Below are 16,708 nucleotides of genomic sequence, written 5' to 3'. Positions count from 1 at the left end.
AGATTAACTCAATAAAACAAACGATTAACGAGGTTATATGAGCAATTCAACAGCGTATCCAATTGGCATTCCTGGACAAAAATGGACCGATGATCACAAAGCCCAATGGTTAGCACAAGTGACTATCAAGCGGTCATATCAAGATGAAGTGGTCAGTAAGTTAACCCCGCTTGCGGCTCAATTTGAGCAAATACAGTATGGCGCGTTATCTTATGACGTCGACAAGTATCCTTTATTTGGTTTTAAACCACTCAAGTGGGACAGTACTAAAAAAACCATTTTGATCACCGGCGGCGTACATGGATATGAAACCAGTGGTGTACAAGGTGCCATTCAATTTTTAGCCACTAAAGCGCAAGATTACGCTCAGTATTTTAATGTGGTGGTTGCGCCATGTATCAGCCCGTGGGGTTATGAAACTATTAATCGTTGGAACCCAAAAGCCATCGATCCTAATCGCTCTTTTTACCCTAACAGTCCAGCGGAAGAATCAGCGGCATTAATGGCATTTGTGGCCACACTCGGTGAGGTATATGCACATATTGATTTACATGAAACGACCGATACTGATGAGATAGAGTTTAGACCAGTATTGTCTGCTCGCGATGGCGTTGATTATGCTAAAGGCATTATTCCTGACGGTTTTTATTTGGTGGGTGACAGTGATAATCCAACTCCCGCATTTCAAAAAGCGATAATCGATTCCGTTGCCAAAGTGACCCATATTGCACCAGACGATAATGGGCAACTAATTGAAGTGCCGATTGAGCAATTTGGGGTGATTAACTATCCGGTAAAAAAACTCAGTTTATGCGCCGGTATCACTGACAATCACTTTAACACCACGACTGAAGTGTATCCTGATAGTCCTCTGGTCACAGCGCAAGAATGTAACGATGCCCAAGTCGCCGCTATCACTGGTGGATTAGACTATATTATTGAGTATTTAAAACGATAAAAATGCTCCTAGGCTAGTCGCGCAACTATAAGCGCTATGGCGTTGTTGTCTGAGCATTTTTTAGTATAATAGCGATGAGTCTTTGTATGAAGGGAATCTAAAAGACTCATTGCGATAACAATTTGTGGTTCCGCTGTTCACTGCTTAGTCTGATCACTAATCAGCTATTTTTTATTCATAAAGGATTAAAATGAAAAATATTTTCTTACTATTGCTATTCTGCTTGCTTATAACCGCTAATATTTCGCATGCCAAAGCGGGATTAATTTCTTTTGGTGGGGAAAACATTATTACCCTAGTGGAACTTCCCGATGACGAGCGATTTCAAACACCAGAGGGTGATAACGTCGATATTGGCTATATCTATAAATCGGTTGAAGTATTATTTATTCCACTGTGGAATTATGATGGCCGTTTTGCTGGCATGCTGCCAGAAGATGATTTATACATCGATCTGATGCCGCTAGAGGTTGAAGCGCTAACCTTGGAAGCCGGGATTACTTTACCGGATGCGCCATACCTAGATTTTTGGCATCGTATTGGTGGCAAAATCGTCTTTTTAGTGCTTTGTGGTGCCCTAGCGGGTTACATGAGACACAATATTCGCAAGAAAGAGGCGTATTTTAGTGCATTGCCGACAGCCCGTGAGCGTTTAAAAGACATTTTAATCAATAGCAACGGCTTTGTAGAGTTAGCGCCATCAACACTCGAGACAGACGGTTCAGCTAAGTTTGAAGGGCTTGAGTTTATTGCGGCGCAAAAGTATATCAATAGTGTTATTTCAATATCCGTATTTGATATGAGTAAAGTCTCAATTGCGCAGGTTCAAGCACAGAATGAGCAATTAGTGACTCGCTTAGTAGAGTTAAAGAAAGTGCTCGGAATGAAGTCTCAAAATACGATTCATTATTTGTATTTTACTTTTGACCATTCGCCTTCAAATGCCGATATCAGCGCATTGAAAAAATTAAGACAGCGTAAAATCACCAAAGCGAGCCATTTTATTCCTATTGTTGTCGATTTTGATGCGCAAATAATTGATAGCACAGCAAGTATGTACCCATCGAAAAAAGTGCTACAAAACTGCTTTATCCAAGCAGAAATTCACCCAGACCATGTAACAGATCCAGCAAGCGCCTAAGCTGAGGCAATATTTTTACTAAATACTTCACACGGTTATCATTGATACCGAAAACATATTGATGTTTTCGGTGTTAAGCCACCTTGGTGTATTTATCGTCCCTGATATATGCATTATGGTGAGCATATACTTGCTTGTATCTCAAAAGTGGCCAGTATTTGTCTGCGCTATTGTTGATTGCTAGGTTGATAAATAGGCCAAAAATCCTTACACTATCGCGCTTCGTATTTACCTCGGCTTTGCCGTATTCTAGTTTCAATATCATTTTTGCTTGCTTGAGTCATATAGATGTCAACTTGAGCGAATACACTATAATTTGATATCGGCTTCAACACACAACACGATTTGGAATTTCATTTTGATTACAACAGCTAACATCACAATGCAGTTTGGCGCTAAGCCACTGTTTGAAAACCTCTCAGTCAAATTTGGTGGCGGAAATCGCTACGGTTTAATTGGCGCGAATGGTTGTGGTAAATCCACCTTTATGAAAATCCTTGCCGGTGATTTAGAACCATCAAGTGGTAACGTCTCAATAGATGTTAACGAACGTATGGGTAAATTAAACCAGGACCAGTTTGCATACGAAGCCTTTTCTGTCGTAGACACTGTGATCATGGGCCACCGTGAGTTGTGGAAAGTAAAGCAAGAGCGCGACCGTATTTATTCTTTACCTGAAATGAGCGAAGAAGACGGTATTAAAGTATCTGAACTTGAGATGGAATTTGCCGAGATGGATGGTTATACCTCTGAATCTCGTGCCGGTGACTTACTTTTAGGTGTCGGTATTGGTACCGAACAACACTTTGGCTTAATGAGCGAAATCGCTCCAGGTTTTAAATTGCGTGTGCTTTTGGCGCAAGCATTATTCTCTGACCCAGATTTACTGTTACTTGACGAACCAACCAACAACTTGGACATCGATACTATTCGCTGGTTACAAGATATGTTGAACCAACGTAACAGCACCATGATCATTATTTCGCATGACCGTTATTTCTTAAACTCAGTCTGTACTCACATGGCTGACTTAGATTACGGCGAATTACGTGTGTTCCCTGGTAACTACGACGAATACATGATGGCTGCACAGCAATCTCGTGAACGTTTAATGAGTGACAACGCGAAGAAGAAAGCACAAATTGCAGAGTTACAAACCTTCGTTGCGCGCTTCTCGGCTAACGCATCTAAAGCTAAGCAAGCGACATCACGCGCCAAGCAAATTGATAAAATTAAGCTAGATGATATTAAAGCATCAAGCCGTGTGAACCCGTTTATTCGTTTTGAACAAGAAAAGAAATTGTTCCGTAATGCCTTAGTTGTTGAAAATTTAGCCAAAGGTTACGATACCCCGTTATTTAGTCAATTCGACCTTATGGTTGAAGTGGGCGAGCGGATTGCTATTTTGGGCCAAAACGGTGTCGGTAAAACGACTTTGTTACGTACTTTGGTACACGACATCCCACAAGATGAAGGCACCATTAATTGGTCTGAAAATGCCAATATTGGTTACTACGCCCAGGATCATGAAGCTGATTTTGCCAATGACATGACCTTGTTCGAATGGATGAGTCAATGGCGCAAAGAAAATGACGATGACCAATCGGTACGCGGTATTCTAGGCCGTATGTTGTTTGGTGCCGATGACATTAAAAAGTCAGTCAAAGTACTATCTGGTGGTGAGAAAGGCCGTATGTATTTCGGTAAACTTATCATGCAAAAGCCGAACATCTTATTACTCGACGAGCCAACCAACCACATGGATATGGAATCGATTGAGTCATTAAACAACGCGCTTGAAAAGTACGAAGGTACATTAATGTTCGTATCTCATGACCGTGCATTCGTATCATCGTTAGCCACTCGTATTCTTGAAGTGACTCCGACAGGGATTAACGATTTCAAAGGCACATACGACGAGTTTTTGGCGAGTAAAGGTATTGACGCTTAATTCTGCTTTATCGTTACTAATATCGCACTAACACTATTAGCCCTGAACATTTGTTCGGGGCTTTTTGTTTTTATTTATTCAGCTAAGCCATATACTCTAGTGATATAAATCAATGACATTACCCAGCACAGGCATCCACTTTATGAGCATCACCCTTGAACAAGTTGCATCAACCTTGAATGAACTCAAATGTCGTACTAATTTTAATATTAAGAATGTCACCGAATACATGCTTCCTGAGTTAAAAGAGCCGGTTTATTTACATGTTGAAGGTAAAACCCCATTACTGATCATTCGTCCGGCATTTGAGGTTTTTTCTACTGAACTGGCCACTATTGATGGCGTCCATGCCAAATACGATTATTACCACAATGCTCAAATGACTCGTTTTCCAACACGCCGTAACAAAGGCTTAAGTGAAATTCATTACGGTTTAGCATTTAGGTTTGATACGACAGATGCAATCATATTATTTATTAATAGATTGATTGAAATTGTAAAAGGATAGACAGATAGGAGAACCACAGGCCATGACAGAGCAATTTAATATCAATCAGTTTAATTGTTCCATTAGCGGTAAGGGGCAAGCCTTGGTTTGGGCCCACGGTCTGTGTGGCTGCATGCAAAGCGAAGATGCTATTGGCGTGTATGCTTGGCATCGGTTTCCTAAAAAGTTACAACTTATTCGTTATGATGCAATCGGTCATGGATTATCTACTGCGGGTGAGTCTGTTGACGATTACCTTTGGCCGTCTCTTGCTAAAGACATGTTGAGGGTCGCGGCGCATTATCAAGCTCCGACACCAATGATTTTAGGTGGTCAATCCATGGGCAGTGCAACCAGTTTGTATGCAGCATTGGCCAATCCAGAAAGCATTCAAGGACTCATTTTAATGACCCCGCCTATCGCGTGGCAGGCTAGAGCCAATCAAGTTAATTATTATTATAAAATAGCCAAAGCCGCACGCATACTTGGCGGTAAAGGCTTAGCCCAAATGAATGCCAAGCATTTAGACAAGATGTTACCTCGCTGGTTAATCGATGCCCACAAGCACAGTGTTTTGGGGATGTTAGATGGACTAAAGTCGATGAAACGCCAGACATTAAGTCAGTTATTTACCGCGGCCGCTCAAAATGACCTCCCAAGTAAGCAGCAACTTGCCAGCATTAGGGTGCCAACGCTAATTCTTGCTTGGCAAGATGATGATGCTCATCCCATTGAAACAGCTATTGAACTTGAAAAGGCGTTACCGAATGCCAAACTGCATATCGCTAACTCTATGGATGATGTTGATGATTGGCCTGAACTGATTAGTGATTTTTGCTTAGCATTGCAGCAATAGTGTACAACTACTCCATAGTGAGTAGATTATTAATAATTAGAACGGCATAAACTAATTTAGCTGTGAGCTAAGTCTGAGTTTTACTTACAGAGTAATACAATATGCTGAATGTCGTCTAAAGTATCACTGAATCGTATGTTTTATTAATCGCAAAGGAATGTTTATGAATTGGCAGTGGATAAGTAACCTTAAAATATCACGTAAGCTTGCGTTACTCGTATTGCCACCGCTGCTCACCAGTATCTTATTTGGTGGAATGTATGTGAGTAATCATTACCGCACCCAGCAACAACTAAAGCTAGTGATAGAACTTTCGAATGTTGCCATTATTAATAGTGCGCTGGTGCATGAACTGCAAAAAGAGCGCGGCATGAGCGCAGGCTACATTGGGTCTCAAGGGCAATCATTTAAAGACGATTTACCCGGGCAGCGTGGTCAAACCGACAGCCAAATTAGCCGCTTTAAACAATTTGCTCAGCAAGATGACTTCCCCATTCAATTGCAAGCGACTTACGATCAAGTCGCCTCATCATTAATTCAACTAACAACGATGCGTGATAAGGTTAGCAGCCTCACGGTTTCTGTGCCTGAGCAAGTCGGTTATTACACCAAAATGAACACGCTATTGCTGTCGATGGTCGATGAAGCGGCGAGCCAAAGCCTAGACAGTGAATTATCAATGCGCCTCAAAGCGTTTGCGGCTTATTTACAGTTAAAAGAGCGTGCAGGGATAGAACGGGCCGTATTAAGTACCACTTTTGGTAACAGCGAGTTTGCGCCAGGCTTATTTCAAAAGTTTGTCACCTTAGTGGCTGAGCAGCAAACCTATGCAGAACGGTTTATTGCGGCTGCGAATGTCAGTAATATCAACGCATATAAGCAAGCCCAGCAAAGCAGCGCCATGGCAGATGTACAAGTCTTACGTGAACTCGCTTTTGCTCAAGATGCTTCAGCCATGTTGGCTCAAGACCCTGAAGAATGGTTTAAAATATCAACAGCGCGTATTGCGATACTGACTCAACTAGAAAAACAATTTGGTGATGATTTAACGCAGCTTAGCCAAGATAAACTGGCCCATGCAACGCAGCAGATGTACTACATCGCATTACTATTACTGCTCGCATTAGTGTTTGTCATTGTAATGAGCCTGAGTGTGTCGGGTTATTTGCATCGCAGCTTAAGCGTATTGCACAAGCAAATGCACCATGCCGGAACCCAATTTGATTTAACCACTCGTTTACCTCAACAATCGCAAGACGAATTTGGCCAAATATCGCTAGCATTTAATCAAATGATGGCCGAGTTTGAAGACATCATTACCCAGGTGCGCGTCAATGCCGTGAATCTGGTGAATGCTGTTGAACAAATGAACGGTTATACACGCTCATTGCAAACCGATGTGCTTCAAGGTTCATCAGAAGCAGAGCAAGTGGCTTCAGCCATGACACAAATGAGTGCAACAGTGCATGAAATTGCCGCTAATGCTGTCCAAGCTTCAGATGCGTCAGCCAAAGCCAACATAGAGGCCAAAAGCGGTGAAAATGATGTCAGTAAAACCGGTGATGCAATTCAAATATTAGCCAATGAAATAGCCGATGCAGCAGAGGCTATTGGACGTTTAGATACCGATGTACAAAGTATTGTGATCATTCTTGATGTGATTAGCTCTATTGCAGAGCAAACCAACTTATTGGCACTCAATGCTGCAATTGAAGCCGCTAGGGCGGGCGACCAAGGTCGAGGCTTTGCTGTTGTGGCTGATGAGGTACGCACGCTAGCGCAGCGTTCACAAAGCTCAACCGAAGACATTAAAAACATGACCGAACGCTTAAAGTCCGGCGCAACACTGGCGGTAAATGCCATGAAACGTGGCCAAGCACAGGCGCAGTTAAGCGTTGCAGAATCAAAGCATGCTGGTCGAGAGCTTAAGCTCATTGCTGAGCACGTTGAGGTGATAGACAGCATGAACCAACAAATTGCCGCCTCGACGCATGAGCAGTCTGCGGTGGCCGAAGAAGTGAATCGCAATGCGATGAAAATCACTGAAATCTATCACCATACTCAAGACATATCGCAACAACTCGCTGAGCTTAACGACAGTTTACTTAATGATGCGAGCAATATGTCACAGCAAGTGAGTAAGTTTACCTTATCAAAAGAGTAGAGCGTGAAGCCAAAAGCTAGCAATGCAAAGCTACTCATAATGCCGAGTAAACATATTCAATAAGCATTCAAATAACGTTCACTACACCGTCACTTGCTAATGCGTACCCTGCTAAAGCCCACTACCAGGTCGTTCCAGTAATGCTTTTGAGCCGGAATCCTGGTGTTTGTTTTTGCGTTTTTAAACAAGGTCAACAGAAACACCTGGATCCCTGATACAAGCACTCAGGGATGACGGGCGGGTAGGGCGAAACCTAAAACTTAAAACTTAAAATCAACAGAAACACCTGCATCTGTCATGATTACGATTTAGTACAGTGCTGCAGTAGCTTAATAAAAAACTCACTGCCTTTACGCTCGGCAAAAGCAATATTACGCTCAGGAATCGATTCCGGATCGCTGTAGTTGGCTAACGCAATTTCCATACTGGCTTCACGGATAATATGCAGGCAAGGATAAGGTGCACGATTAGTAAAATTCGCGGCACTGTCTTGAGGTTCGCCTTCAAAGCAATAGTCTGGATGAAATGTCGCTAATTGATAAACCCCTTCATAGCCTTGCGCCATTAATTCATCAGTAGCAAAATCGACTAAATCTAAGTAAGGGTAAAAACCTTCAAAGCCCCGCGGTAAAATAAATAGTGTCGTTTCAGTATCAGGATGAGCATCTAAGTGTTGGCACTCGTCAATTAATGCTTTTAGTACGGCCTTTATCTTTGTTGCTTCAATGGCTACATAACGAATGCTAGCGCGTTCAACTTCTCGACGCGCAAATGGGCAAATGTTGTATTTCATAATGACATCTTTTACCCAGTTTTCGGTATGAGCAAGACATTCATGTTGTTCCATTATGTAACCTTTAAGCTTATTTAATAAATTAATGTGTTGCGGGTGGTAACATCATTGGGATGATCGATGCCACTAATAATAGAGCCATAGAGATATTAAAAATTCGCTGTTGGCGTTCATTTTTTAGCAGACGTTTTAGTGCCACGCCAAATCCCAGCCACACAATCGCGCACGGGAATGCCACACATAAAAATACACTCGCAATCGTGATCACTTGGCTATTCAGCTCTTGTTGCACTGAAGTAAACGTCGCAATAGCTCCCACTGCCATGATCCAGCCTTTTGGATTGACCCATTGAAATGCTGCGGCTTGTAAAAAGCTAAATGGCTTGCTTACCTGCTTACCTTCCATTTTACTGCTGCTATTAGCGATAAGCCATGACAGATAAAGTAGGTAGCTGATACCAATCACTTTAATCACAATATGGATGAAAGGATACGCTTGAAATATCGCACTTAAGCCAAGTCCAACCGCCAGTATCATGGTCGGAAAGCCCAAGCTAATGCCCATTAAGTGAGGAATGCTGCGTTTAATGCCAAAATTAACCCCAGAGGTCATCAACATAATGTTGTTAGGGCCTGGAGTAATACCGGCAGAAAAAGCAAATAAAGCAATGGCGAATACTAACTCCATGAACAGGTTTCTCGGCTTAAGTGTTATAGAAGCAGAATTCTAGGTGAATTTAGTCATTCACCATAATGATTTTTTTAGCAGTGAGTTAAATTTATCGTTTTAATCTTAATAAATTATCATTATAGCGATTAACGCTTTGATATCATTTAAATAAATTAATGGTTAGCAAGTGTAATTACCATAGGCTATTTTTACGTCACGAGACCTGAGTGAATCTCAGATCTCACGACTTAAAAATACAGGCATTGCTAGCAAGTTTTGAAAAAGAAATCGTTAGGTGAATTAATAACTGACGTCTACTTCGTAAGATGAAAACTTACGAATATTGATCACCCCAGTATCAAAAATAAGATATTGGCCTTTAATGCCTTGCAAAATACCGCTGACTTCAGCAATTTTATCAAAATTGTGTGATTTAACTTTCACCGGAAATTGCGTTATAGGATAGCTAATGGCTTGAATGTTGGCATCAAGGCGTTCAATCACAATGTCTTGATATTCGGCCGCTAAAGCGTGCAGTCTATCTTCAATCAGAGGAATCAGTTGCGCGGCTTGTTCGACAAGATCAATATCATCATTATGACCTTTCAACATCGCTTGCCAATGAGTTTTGTCGTTAATGAATTTGGCTAATTCTATTTCGATTAAACCCGACATTTTACGCGTCGACACTTTAAAAATCGGTAAGCCCTGAGTCGCCCCTTGGTCTATCCAACGGGTTGGGATTTGAGTATGGCGAGTAATGCCGACCTTAATACCTGAAGTATTCGATAAATACACGTAGTGGGGCACAAAGCAATTTGATATGCCCCATTCTGGTTCGCGACAAGTGCCTTGATCAAAATGACATGTTTCAGGTTTCATAATACACAGGTCACAACTGGCTAGCTTTGACATGCAAACATAACAATGACCCTGAGAATAACTTTTCTTGGTCTTTTTACCGCAGTTGCTGCAAAAAATATTACCTGTGTGAGTCATGGTCAATGACTTACCAATAAGCGGGTTAAGCGCTAAACGCTCGTCACCTACCGGTAAATGATACTCCACCTCATGGTTATCATTAAGGTGGGTTTTCAATTTTGATAGCGTTCCAAACATGGTTAATCCATTTTTATCATCATTATTTCGTGGCAGTTTAACAGATGATGAAAACGGATTTTAGGCTTAATTGAGCTTGTATGCCGATCTGCTGTTCATTTAAGCTGATTTACTCAGCTTATCAAGCACCACGTCATCACCCATTTCATAAAGCGATGCAGTAATTTGTTCTTCTTGGTTTGGATCGGTTAAGCCTAATGTCATGGTCGCCTTAAATAACGCGATACCAGTGTGACTCGCCGTTTCATACTGGCTGCTAAATTGTTCAATATTAATGCCTAGCGCATTCATTTTATTTGAGATATGCAGCACAATTCCGGGGCGATCGTAGGCAACTAAGTTGTAATATAAATGCTTAATCGGTTTAGCGGCTAAGGTGGTTTTAGCAAACGTTAGCGTTAAGCCGTCAATACATTCTAATGCATCAATTAACTCATCCCATTTTAGTGCAGGGACTTCTAATTGTAATATGGCTGCAAAAATACCGTCGATATGACGCATTTCTGAGTCTAACCAGTTGCCATTATGTCGACTAACGACATTGGCGATTTGTTCTACCAAGCCTTTTCGGTCTGGTGCTTGAAGAGTAATAAGATAACGCATCATTGGATATTTCTCCTATAAACAAAGTCTGTAACACAACTGTCATCTTTACGTCATATAATCGCAGCCACTTAAGATTGTGTTATGGTTTTTTTGCTGTCTTACATCAGTTTTACTATTGTCTTACTAACACTTAATTAGAAACTAATATGAGTTATGTAGAGGCTAATGTAAGTGATTTAGAGACTTAAATAAGTGACGAAAGTTAATGTATTTGGTCATAAATATTTATTGTTAGCATAGTAAACTACACATTCAAAGCGCTAATTATGGCATCGATTAATTATTAGAGGTTCTTAATGGAAAGTCAGGTCAATAAACCTGGTTCTGCTGAAAAAAGTCTACTTGTTGATAGACATGCAACCCGCAGAGCATTTAAGGATAAGGCAGCAGAGATTGGGGTAACCGTTGGTGGCACGTTGGTATTTGTCACCCTGTTATTAATATTTTTCTATTTGCTGTATGTCATCAAGCCCATTTTTGATGGGGCACATATAGAACCTGTTACGAGTGTGAGTTACCAAAATACTGACGCTAAAACCTTAATGGTTGGTAGCGATGAACAAAACGAAGTCCTTTATCGGGTAACCGAAATGGGTAATGTCGATTTTTATTCAGCCCTTAGCGGTGAATTAATCTCGTCTTTTAAGGCTAAAATTCCTGAAGGTACCACGGTCACTAGTAGTGCTAAATCGAGCCCAAGCGAGCAACGTTTCGCGTTAGGTTTGAGTAACGGCCAAGTGATCGTTATCGGGATCGAGTTTGGCTTAACCTACCCAGACAACAAACGCGTTATTACGCCATCATTACGTTATCCGATTGGTGAAGAGCCATTAACGATTAATAATGAGGGCGCTGTTTATAATCTGGTGTTTGATTTCAGCGACAGCCGCATGAGTTTTGCTTACCAAGATGCTAATGGTGCTTGGAAGTTAAATCGCCAAGAAGGCGAAGAAAACATGATGACTGAAGAGGTTGAATGGTCATCTGTTGAAGTGTTTATTGAAGATGCACCTAATCATGTTATTTCGGCAATAATGACACCCGATCATCGTCAGCTTATTTTAGGTGCGACCAATAAACTGTTTGTCTACAACACTCGTGACGCAGACTCGATTGAATTACTTCAAGTTATCGATGTTCAAAAAGTCGGTGCTCAAGTGAGACAAGTCAATTTGCTTGCCGGTGCTAGCTCGATTTTGGTCAGTTATGACAGTGGTATTGTCAGTCAGTATTTCCAAGTAAACAGTGATAAAGGTCGTCTATACCAGCAAATTCGTGAGTTTGACGATATAGCACCTGTAAGTGTTATGGCGACTGAGTTTTACCGTAAAAGCTTTGCAGTATTGAGTAAAGAAGGTGAATTAACTCTGCTTTATACCACGAGTCAACGTGAACTATTTGATGAGAAATTTCAGTTAACCAACCCTGGTCAAATGGCGTTTAGTCCGCGTTCAAATGGATTAGTGATTGAAGCTGATAACAAACTTAACCTTTTCTCTGTAGAGAATAGCCATCCAGAAATATCCTGGAGCGCGTTGTGGGATAAAGTATGGTACGAAGGCTACCCAGAGCCTAAATACGTATGGCAATCAACGTCTGGTACTGACGACTTTGAAGCTAAATTGAGTTTAATGCCCTTGGCATTTGGCACCATGAAAGCGGCATTTTATGCCATGTTATTTGCATCGCCACTGGCGATTGCTGGGGCAATTTATACCGCTTACTTTATGACGCCTAAAGTGCGCAACGTGGTTAAGCCAACGATTGAAATTATGGAAGCATTACCGACGGTTATTTTAGGGTTTTTAGCCGGTCTGTGGTTAGCGCCACTGATTGAGGAACACTTGCCCGGTATTGTGGTGTTGTTAATATTATTACCCACATCCATTCTTACTACCGCATTTGCGTGGAGTAAATTACCAGAAAAATGGAAGCAACGTTTACCTGAAACCTACCAAGAACTGATGCTATTACCAGTGATTATATTTGTTGGTTGGTTTGCATTTGAGATAAGCCCAATAATTGAAGTGGCATTTTTTGACGGCAACACGCGTCAGTTTATTACCAACGATTTAGGCATCACCTTTGACCAACGAAATGCGCTGGTTGTGGGTATCGCCATGGGATTTGCGGTTATTCCAACCATATTCTCAATTGCTGAAGATGCGATTTTCTCTGTGCCACGTCATCTATCAAATGGCAGCTTGGCATTAGGTGCTACAAACTGGCAAACCTTAACTCGAGTGGTGTTACTCACAGCAAGTCCGGGGATTTTCTCGGCCATCATGATGGGCTTAGGCCGCGCGGTAGGGGAGACCATGATTGTATTAATGGCAACCGGTAACACTGCCATCATGGAGTGGAGCGTTTTCGAAGGTATGCGTACCTTAGCGGCAAACATTGCGGTGGAAATGCCAGAATCGGCCATTGGTAGCTCGCATTATCGTGTGTTGTTCTTAGCCGCCTTTGTATTGTTTGTGTTCACCTTCTTCTTTAACACTATTGCTGAAGTGGTTCGCCAACGTTTACGCGAACGTTATAGCTCACTGTAAGGAAAGATGATGACTCAATTAATGATTATTTCGCCAATCGCCTTGAGAGGTTTGTGCAATGGGTAAGTGGTTTAAATCAGGTTCACCGTGGATTTGGATGACCGGTGGTGCCGTTAGTATCAGTTTAATTGCCGTATTAGGCTTATTACTGTTAATCGCTTGGCGTGGTCTAAGTTACTTTTGGCCCGCTGATGTTTATCAATGGCAGCTTGAAGACAATAATGGGGTTAAAAGTACCCTTATTGGTGAAATTTATGACCGTGAAGAAGTGCCAACAGAGCGCTTAATTTCAGCAGGGCATAAGTTTACTAAGCATCCTGGTGAGTTTGTGATGCGTTATTTGGTTAAAACCGGTAACCGTGAGTTTGTTGGCTTAGATTTTCGTTGGATCCTTGCAACAGATATCGTCAGCCGTTCAATTCCCGCTGATGTCGCTAAGCTTGAGCGTACGCAAAATGGTAACTTTTACGGTTATCCTGTTGCGGTTATCGAAGACGGTAAACGCTTAGCGTTAAACAGTGAATCAGATATAGAAGCTTCTTTGTTTGACCACATAGATCGCGCTGTAGCGATATCTGATCAAGCCTTGGAGTTGCAAAAAAGCGATATTGGTTCGATTAATTATCAAATGGAGCGTTTACGTTTAAAAGAACGTGGATATGAGCTGGATGGTGAATTAACTGAGGCACGCAAGGCTGATATTAAGGCGCAACTTGATCAACTGCAGCAAGACTACTTAGTGCTTGAAAAAGACTTATTTGCTCTGCGTGACAAAGCTGCCCGTGACTCTGTGATTATTAAAGACATGCGCGGCGTTGAGGTTACCTTGCCTCTAGACTCTATTTTAGACGTAAGCTATGTCAATCATATGAGTTTGCTACAAAAGATAACTCACTGGTTTGTTGGCATAGGTCGCTTTGTCAGTGATGACCCACGTGAAGCAAATACTGAAGGCGGGGTGTTCCCAGCAATATTCGGTACGGTATTTATGGTGATGTTGATGGCGGTGATTGTGACCCCATTTGGTGTTATTGCAGCCATTTACTTACATGAATACGCTAAGAAAGGTCCGATTACTAAGCTGATCCGTATTGCGGTGATTAACTTAGCCGGTGTGCCTTCAATTGTGTATGGTGTGTTTGGTTTAGGCTTCTTTGTTTACATGATGGGCGGCTCAATTGACCAATTGTTCTTCCCCGAAGCCTTGCCATCTCCTACATTTGGCTCACCTGGGGTGCTGTGGTCTGCACTAACCTTAGCAATTTTAACGTTACCAGTGGTGATTGTATCGACGGAAGAAGGTTTAAGCCGTATTCCGAGTGCAGTACGTCAAGGTAGTTTGGCCTTAGGTGCAACCAAAGCCGAGACTTTATGGCGCATTGTAATACCAATGGCAAGCCCGGCAATTATGACCGGTTTGATTTTGGCTGTAGCCCGTGCAGCAGGTGAAGTGGCACCGTTAATGTTGGTTGGTGTGGTCAAGCTAGCGCCAACATTACCGATTGATATGAATTTCCCGTTTGTGCATTTAGAACGTAAGTTTATGCACTTAGGTTTCCATATTTACGATGTCGGCTTCCAAAGCCCTAACGTAGAAGCTGCTCGTCCATTGGTGTATGCAACTTCGTTCTTATTAGTATCTGTAATTGTTGCCCTTAATTTAACCGCTATCAGCGTGCGCAACCATTTACGTGAAAAATTCCGTTCGCTAGAACACTAATTAGCGATATCCTGAAGGAAAGATAAAATGATTTCTATTGATAGTTCAACAATGAAAAAAGAAGCCGTTGATTTAGTTAACTTACCGGCACAGGATACCGCGCTTGAGATACGTAACTTAGATTTACGTTACGGGAATAAACAAGCGTTATTTGATGTGTCGATGAAGATCCCTAAAAAACAAGTTACTGCTTTTATCGGCCCAAGTGGTTGCGGTAAATCAACGCTGTTACGTTGTATTAATCGCATGAATGACTTAGTTGATATTTGTAAAATTGATGGTGAAATCTTGCTTCATGGACAAAATATTTATGACAAGAAAGTTGATGTAGCAGCATTACGTCGTAACGTAGGTATGGTGTTTCAGCGTCCTAACCCGTTTCCTAAGTCAATTTATGAAAACGTGGTTTATGGTTTACGTTTGCAAGGGCTAAGCAACCGTCGTGATTTAGATGAAGCGGCTGAACGTTCACTGCGTGGCGCAGCCATTTGGGATGAAGTGAAAGACCGCCTACACGACAATGCATTTGGATTATCAGGTGGTCAGCAACAACGTTTGGTGATTGCTCGTGCCATTGCCATTGAGCCAGAAGTATTATTACTCGATGAGCCAACGTCGGCACTGGATCCCATCTCAACCTTAACCATTGAAGAATTGATCACTGAATTAAAGCAAAAATATACCGTGGTGATTGTGACGCATAATATGCAACAAGCGGCGCGAGTGTCAGATCAAACGGCATTTATGTACATGGGTGAACTGGTTGAATACGCTAATACCAACACCCTTTTCACTACCCCTAAAAAGCGTAAAACAGAAGATTATATTACCGGTCGCTACGGTTAATCTGGCTAAAACGCTTTTAATTAATATACAGAATTTAGGTGGGTATCATGGATAAAATGAATTTAAGTAAACATATATCAGGCCAGTTTAATGCTGAGCTTGATGATATTCGCAATCGCGTATTGGCCATGGGCGGTTTAGTTGAACGTCAGCTTGAGCAAGCATTAGATGCTCTTGCAAGCCTTGACTCAGAGCTGGCTCAACAAGTGATTGAAGGCGATCATAAAGTGAATGGCATGGAAGTGGCTATTGACGAAGAATGCACTCGTATTATTGCCAAGCGTCAGCCTGCAGCAAGTGACTTACGCTTAATTTTGGCTATTTCAAAAACCATTACCGATCTTGAGCGTATTGGTGATGCGTGTGTTCGTATTGCTAAAGCCGCGGTTGAAAAACGTGCTAACAGCCAACAACCTTTATTGGTGAGTATTGAAAACATGGGGCGTCATGCCACACGTATGCTGCACTCAACTTTAGATGCATTAGCTCGTATGGATGCTGACCAAGCATTTGAATTACATAAAGAAGATGCCAAAATAGACAAAGAGTATGAAGGTATCATCCGTCAATTAATGACTCATATGATGGAAGATCCACGCTCAATTCCTGGTGTATTAGACGTATTATGGGCTGCGCGCGCTGTTGAGCGTGTTGGCGATCGTTGTAAGAACATCTGTGAATACGTGATCTATTATGTAAAAGGTAAAGACGTTCGTCATATTTCTTACGAAGAAATGGAAAAAGAGGTTTAAGTCTCTAAATTGTAATATTCAAATCTAGAGTGCCTAAGTAAGCCATTTTTCGACCTTGTAAAAAAGCCTCAACTTATGTTGGGGCTTTTTTAC

14 protein-coding genes are annotated in these 16,708 nt (G+C 41.7%); 10 read left to right on the top strand and 4 right to left on the bottom strand.

Annotation, left to right across the window (positions count from 1 at the left end):
- Positions 1-37 precede the first annotated feature (37 nt).
- The 6 genes from GW828_RS15620 to GW828_RS15595 all read left to right on the top strand — a co-directional run bounded on the left by GW828_RS15620 (position 38) and on the right by GW828_RS15595 (position 7,557).
- Positions 38-958, top strand: coding sequence for a M14 family metallopeptidase (locus GW828_RS15620; protein ID WP_124016209.1), 921 nt, complete (start codon positions 38-40; stop codon positions 956-958).
- 190 nt (positions 959-1,148) lie between these two features.
- Positions 1,149-2,099: a hypothetical protein gene (locus GW828_RS15615; protein WP_182698849.1), complete on the top strand. Its 951-nt coding sequence runs from the start codon at positions 1,149-1,151 to the stop codon at positions 2,097-2,099.
- A gap of 358 nt (positions 2,100-2,457) precedes the next feature.
- Complete coding sequence (locus GW828_RS15610) at positions 2,458-4,050, top strand: ABC-F family ATPase (protein ID WP_273058752.1); 1,593 nt, start codon at positions 2,458-2,460, stop codon at positions 4,048-4,050.
- Positions 4,051-4,192: 142 nt separating this feature from the next.
- Positions 4,193-4,558, top strand: coding sequence for a hypothetical protein (locus GW828_RS15605; RefSeq protein WP_165870084.1), 366 nt, complete (start codon positions 4,193-4,195; stop codon positions 4,556-4,558).
- A gap of 22 nt (positions 4,559-4,580) precedes the next feature.
- Positions 4,581-5,393, top strand: coding sequence for an alpha/beta fold hydrolase (locus GW828_RS15600; protein WP_124016205.1), 813 nt, complete (start codon positions 4,581-4,583; stop codon positions 5,391-5,393).
- 163 nt (positions 5,394-5,556) lie between these two features.
- Entirely contained in the window at positions 5,557-7,557 is a 2,001-nt protein-coding gene (locus tag GW828_RS15595; protein ID WP_273058750.1) for a methyl-accepting chemotaxis protein, read from the top strand.
- Between the two features lie 301 nt (positions 7,558-7,858).
- Here the strand turns inward: GW828_RS15595 and GW828_RS15590 are convergent, their stop codons facing one another.
- The 4 genes from GW828_RS15590 to GW828_RS15575 form a co-directional block, all read right to left on the bottom strand.
- Positions 7,859-8,404, bottom strand: coding sequence for a DUF1415 domain-containing protein (locus GW828_RS15590; RefSeq protein ID WP_273058748.1), 546 nt, complete (start codon positions 8,402-8,404; stop codon positions 7,859-7,861).
- 28 nt (positions 8,405-8,432) lie between these two features.
- Positions 8,433-9,038 carry a LysE family translocator gene (locus tag GW828_RS15585; protein ID WP_182698514.1) on the bottom strand — a complete coding sequence of 202 codons (606 nt, stop codon included), beginning with the start codon at positions 9,036-9,038 and terminating at the stop codon, positions 8,433-8,435.
- A gap of 282 nt (positions 9,039-9,320) precedes the next feature.
- Complete coding sequence (locus GW828_RS15580; RefSeq protein ID WP_182698513.1) at positions 9,321-10,139, bottom strand: DUF2797 domain-containing protein; 819 nt, start codon at positions 10,137-10,139, stop codon at positions 9,321-9,323.
- Positions 10,140-10,238: 99 nt separating this feature from the next.
- Positions 10,239-10,745, bottom strand: coding sequence for a glycine cleavage system transcriptional repressor (locus GW828_RS15575; RefSeq protein ID WP_124016200.1), 507 nt, complete (start codon positions 10,743-10,745; stop codon positions 10,239-10,241).
- A gap of 296 nt (positions 10,746-11,041) precedes the next feature.
- Between GW828_RS15575 and GW828_RS15570 the strand changes: the two genes are divergently transcribed.
- The 4 genes from GW828_RS15570 to phoU are packed head-to-tail and all read left to right on the top strand — an operon-like array spanning position 11,042 to position 16,615.
- A complete protein-coding gene (locus GW828_RS15570) occupies positions 11,042-13,297 on the top strand; it encodes an ABC transporter permease subunit (RefSeq protein ID WP_273058744.1) in 2,256 nt (751 codons plus the stop codon).
- A gap of 58 nt (positions 13,298-13,355) precedes the next feature.
- Positions 13,356-15,017 carry a phosphate ABC transporter permease PstA gene (pstA, locus tag GW828_RS15565; RefSeq protein WP_182698511.1) on the top strand — a complete coding sequence of 554 codons (1,662 nt, stop codon included), beginning with the start codon at positions 13,356-13,358 and terminating at the stop codon, positions 15,015-15,017.
- A 27-nt stretch (positions 15,018-15,044) separates the two neighbouring features.
- Positions 15,045-15,863: a phosphate ABC transporter ATP-binding protein PstB gene (pstB, locus tag GW828_RS15560; RefSeq protein WP_124016197.1), complete on the top strand. Its 819-nt coding sequence runs from the start codon at positions 15,045-15,047 to the stop codon at positions 15,861-15,863.
- Between the two features lie 47 nt (positions 15,864-15,910).
- Complete coding sequence (gene phoU, locus GW828_RS15555) at positions 15,911-16,615, top strand: phosphate signaling complex protein PhoU (RefSeq protein WP_273058741.1); 705 nt, start codon at positions 15,911-15,913, stop codon at positions 16,613-16,615.
- The last annotated feature ends 93 nt before the right edge of the window (positions 16,616-16,708 follow it).

The sequence above is a fragment of the Shewanella vesiculosa genome (assembly GCF_009994065.1).
In the GTDB taxonomy this organism is placed as follows: Bacteria; Pseudomonadota; Gammaproteobacteria; order Enterobacterales; family Shewanellaceae; genus Shewanella; species Shewanella vesiculosa.
Note: the sequence above shows the minus strand (reverse complement) of the source record. Positions and strands in the feature narration are given on the sequence as shown.

What these genes read in the sequence shown, in the direction of transcription:
- GW828_RS15620 (WP_124016209.1), top strand. Translation starts at nt 38, where the DNA reads ATGAGCAATTCAACAGCGTATCCAATTGGCATTCCTGGACAAAAATGG.
- GW828_RS15615 (WP_182698849.1), top strand. Translation starts at nt 1,149, where the DNA reads ATGAAAAATATTTTCTTACTATTGCTATTCTGCTTGCTTATAACCGCT.
- GW828_RS15605 (WP_165870084.1), top strand. Translation starts at nt 4,193, where the DNA reads ATGAGCATCACCCTTGAACAAGTTGCATCAACCTTGAATGAACTCAAA.
- GW828_RS15600 (WP_124016205.1), top strand. Translation starts at nt 4,581, where the DNA reads ATGACAGAGCAATTTAATATCAATCAGTTTAATTGTTCCATTAGCGGT.
- GW828_RS15595 (WP_273058750.1), top strand. Translation starts at nt 5,557, where the DNA reads ATGAATTGGCAGTGGATAAGTAACCTTAAAATATCACGTAAGCTTGCG.
- GW828_RS15590 (WP_273058748.1), bottom strand. Translation starts at nt 8,404, where the DNA reads ATGGAACAACATGAATGTCTTGCTCATACCGAAAACTGGGTAAAAGAT.
- GW828_RS15585 (WP_182698514.1), bottom strand. Translation starts at nt 9,038, where the DNA reads ATGGAGTTAGTATTCGCCATTGCTTTATTTGCTTTTTCTGCCGGTATT.
- GW828_RS15580 (WP_182698513.1), bottom strand. Translation starts at nt 10,139, where the DNA reads ATGTTTGGAACGCTATCAAAATTGAAAACCCACCTTAATGATAACCAT.
- GW828_RS15575 (WP_124016200.1), bottom strand. Translation starts at nt 10,745, where the DNA reads ATGATGCGTTATCTTATTACTCTTCAAGCACCAGACCGAAAAGGCTTG.
- GW828_RS15570 (WP_273058744.1), top strand. Translation starts at nt 11,042, where the DNA reads ATGGAAAGTCAGGTCAATAAACCTGGTTCTGCTGAAAAAAGTCTACTT.
- pstA (WP_182698511.1), top strand. Translation starts at nt 13,356, where the DNA reads ATGGGTAAGTGGTTTAAATCAGGTTCACCGTGGATTTGGATGACCGGT.
- pstB (WP_124016197.1), top strand. Translation starts at nt 15,045, where the DNA reads ATGATTTCTATTGATAGTTCAACAATGAAAAAAGAAGCCGTTGATTTA.
- phoU (WP_273058741.1), top strand. Translation starts at nt 15,911, where the DNA reads ATGGATAAAATGAATTTAAGTAAACATATATCAGGCCAGTTTAATGCT.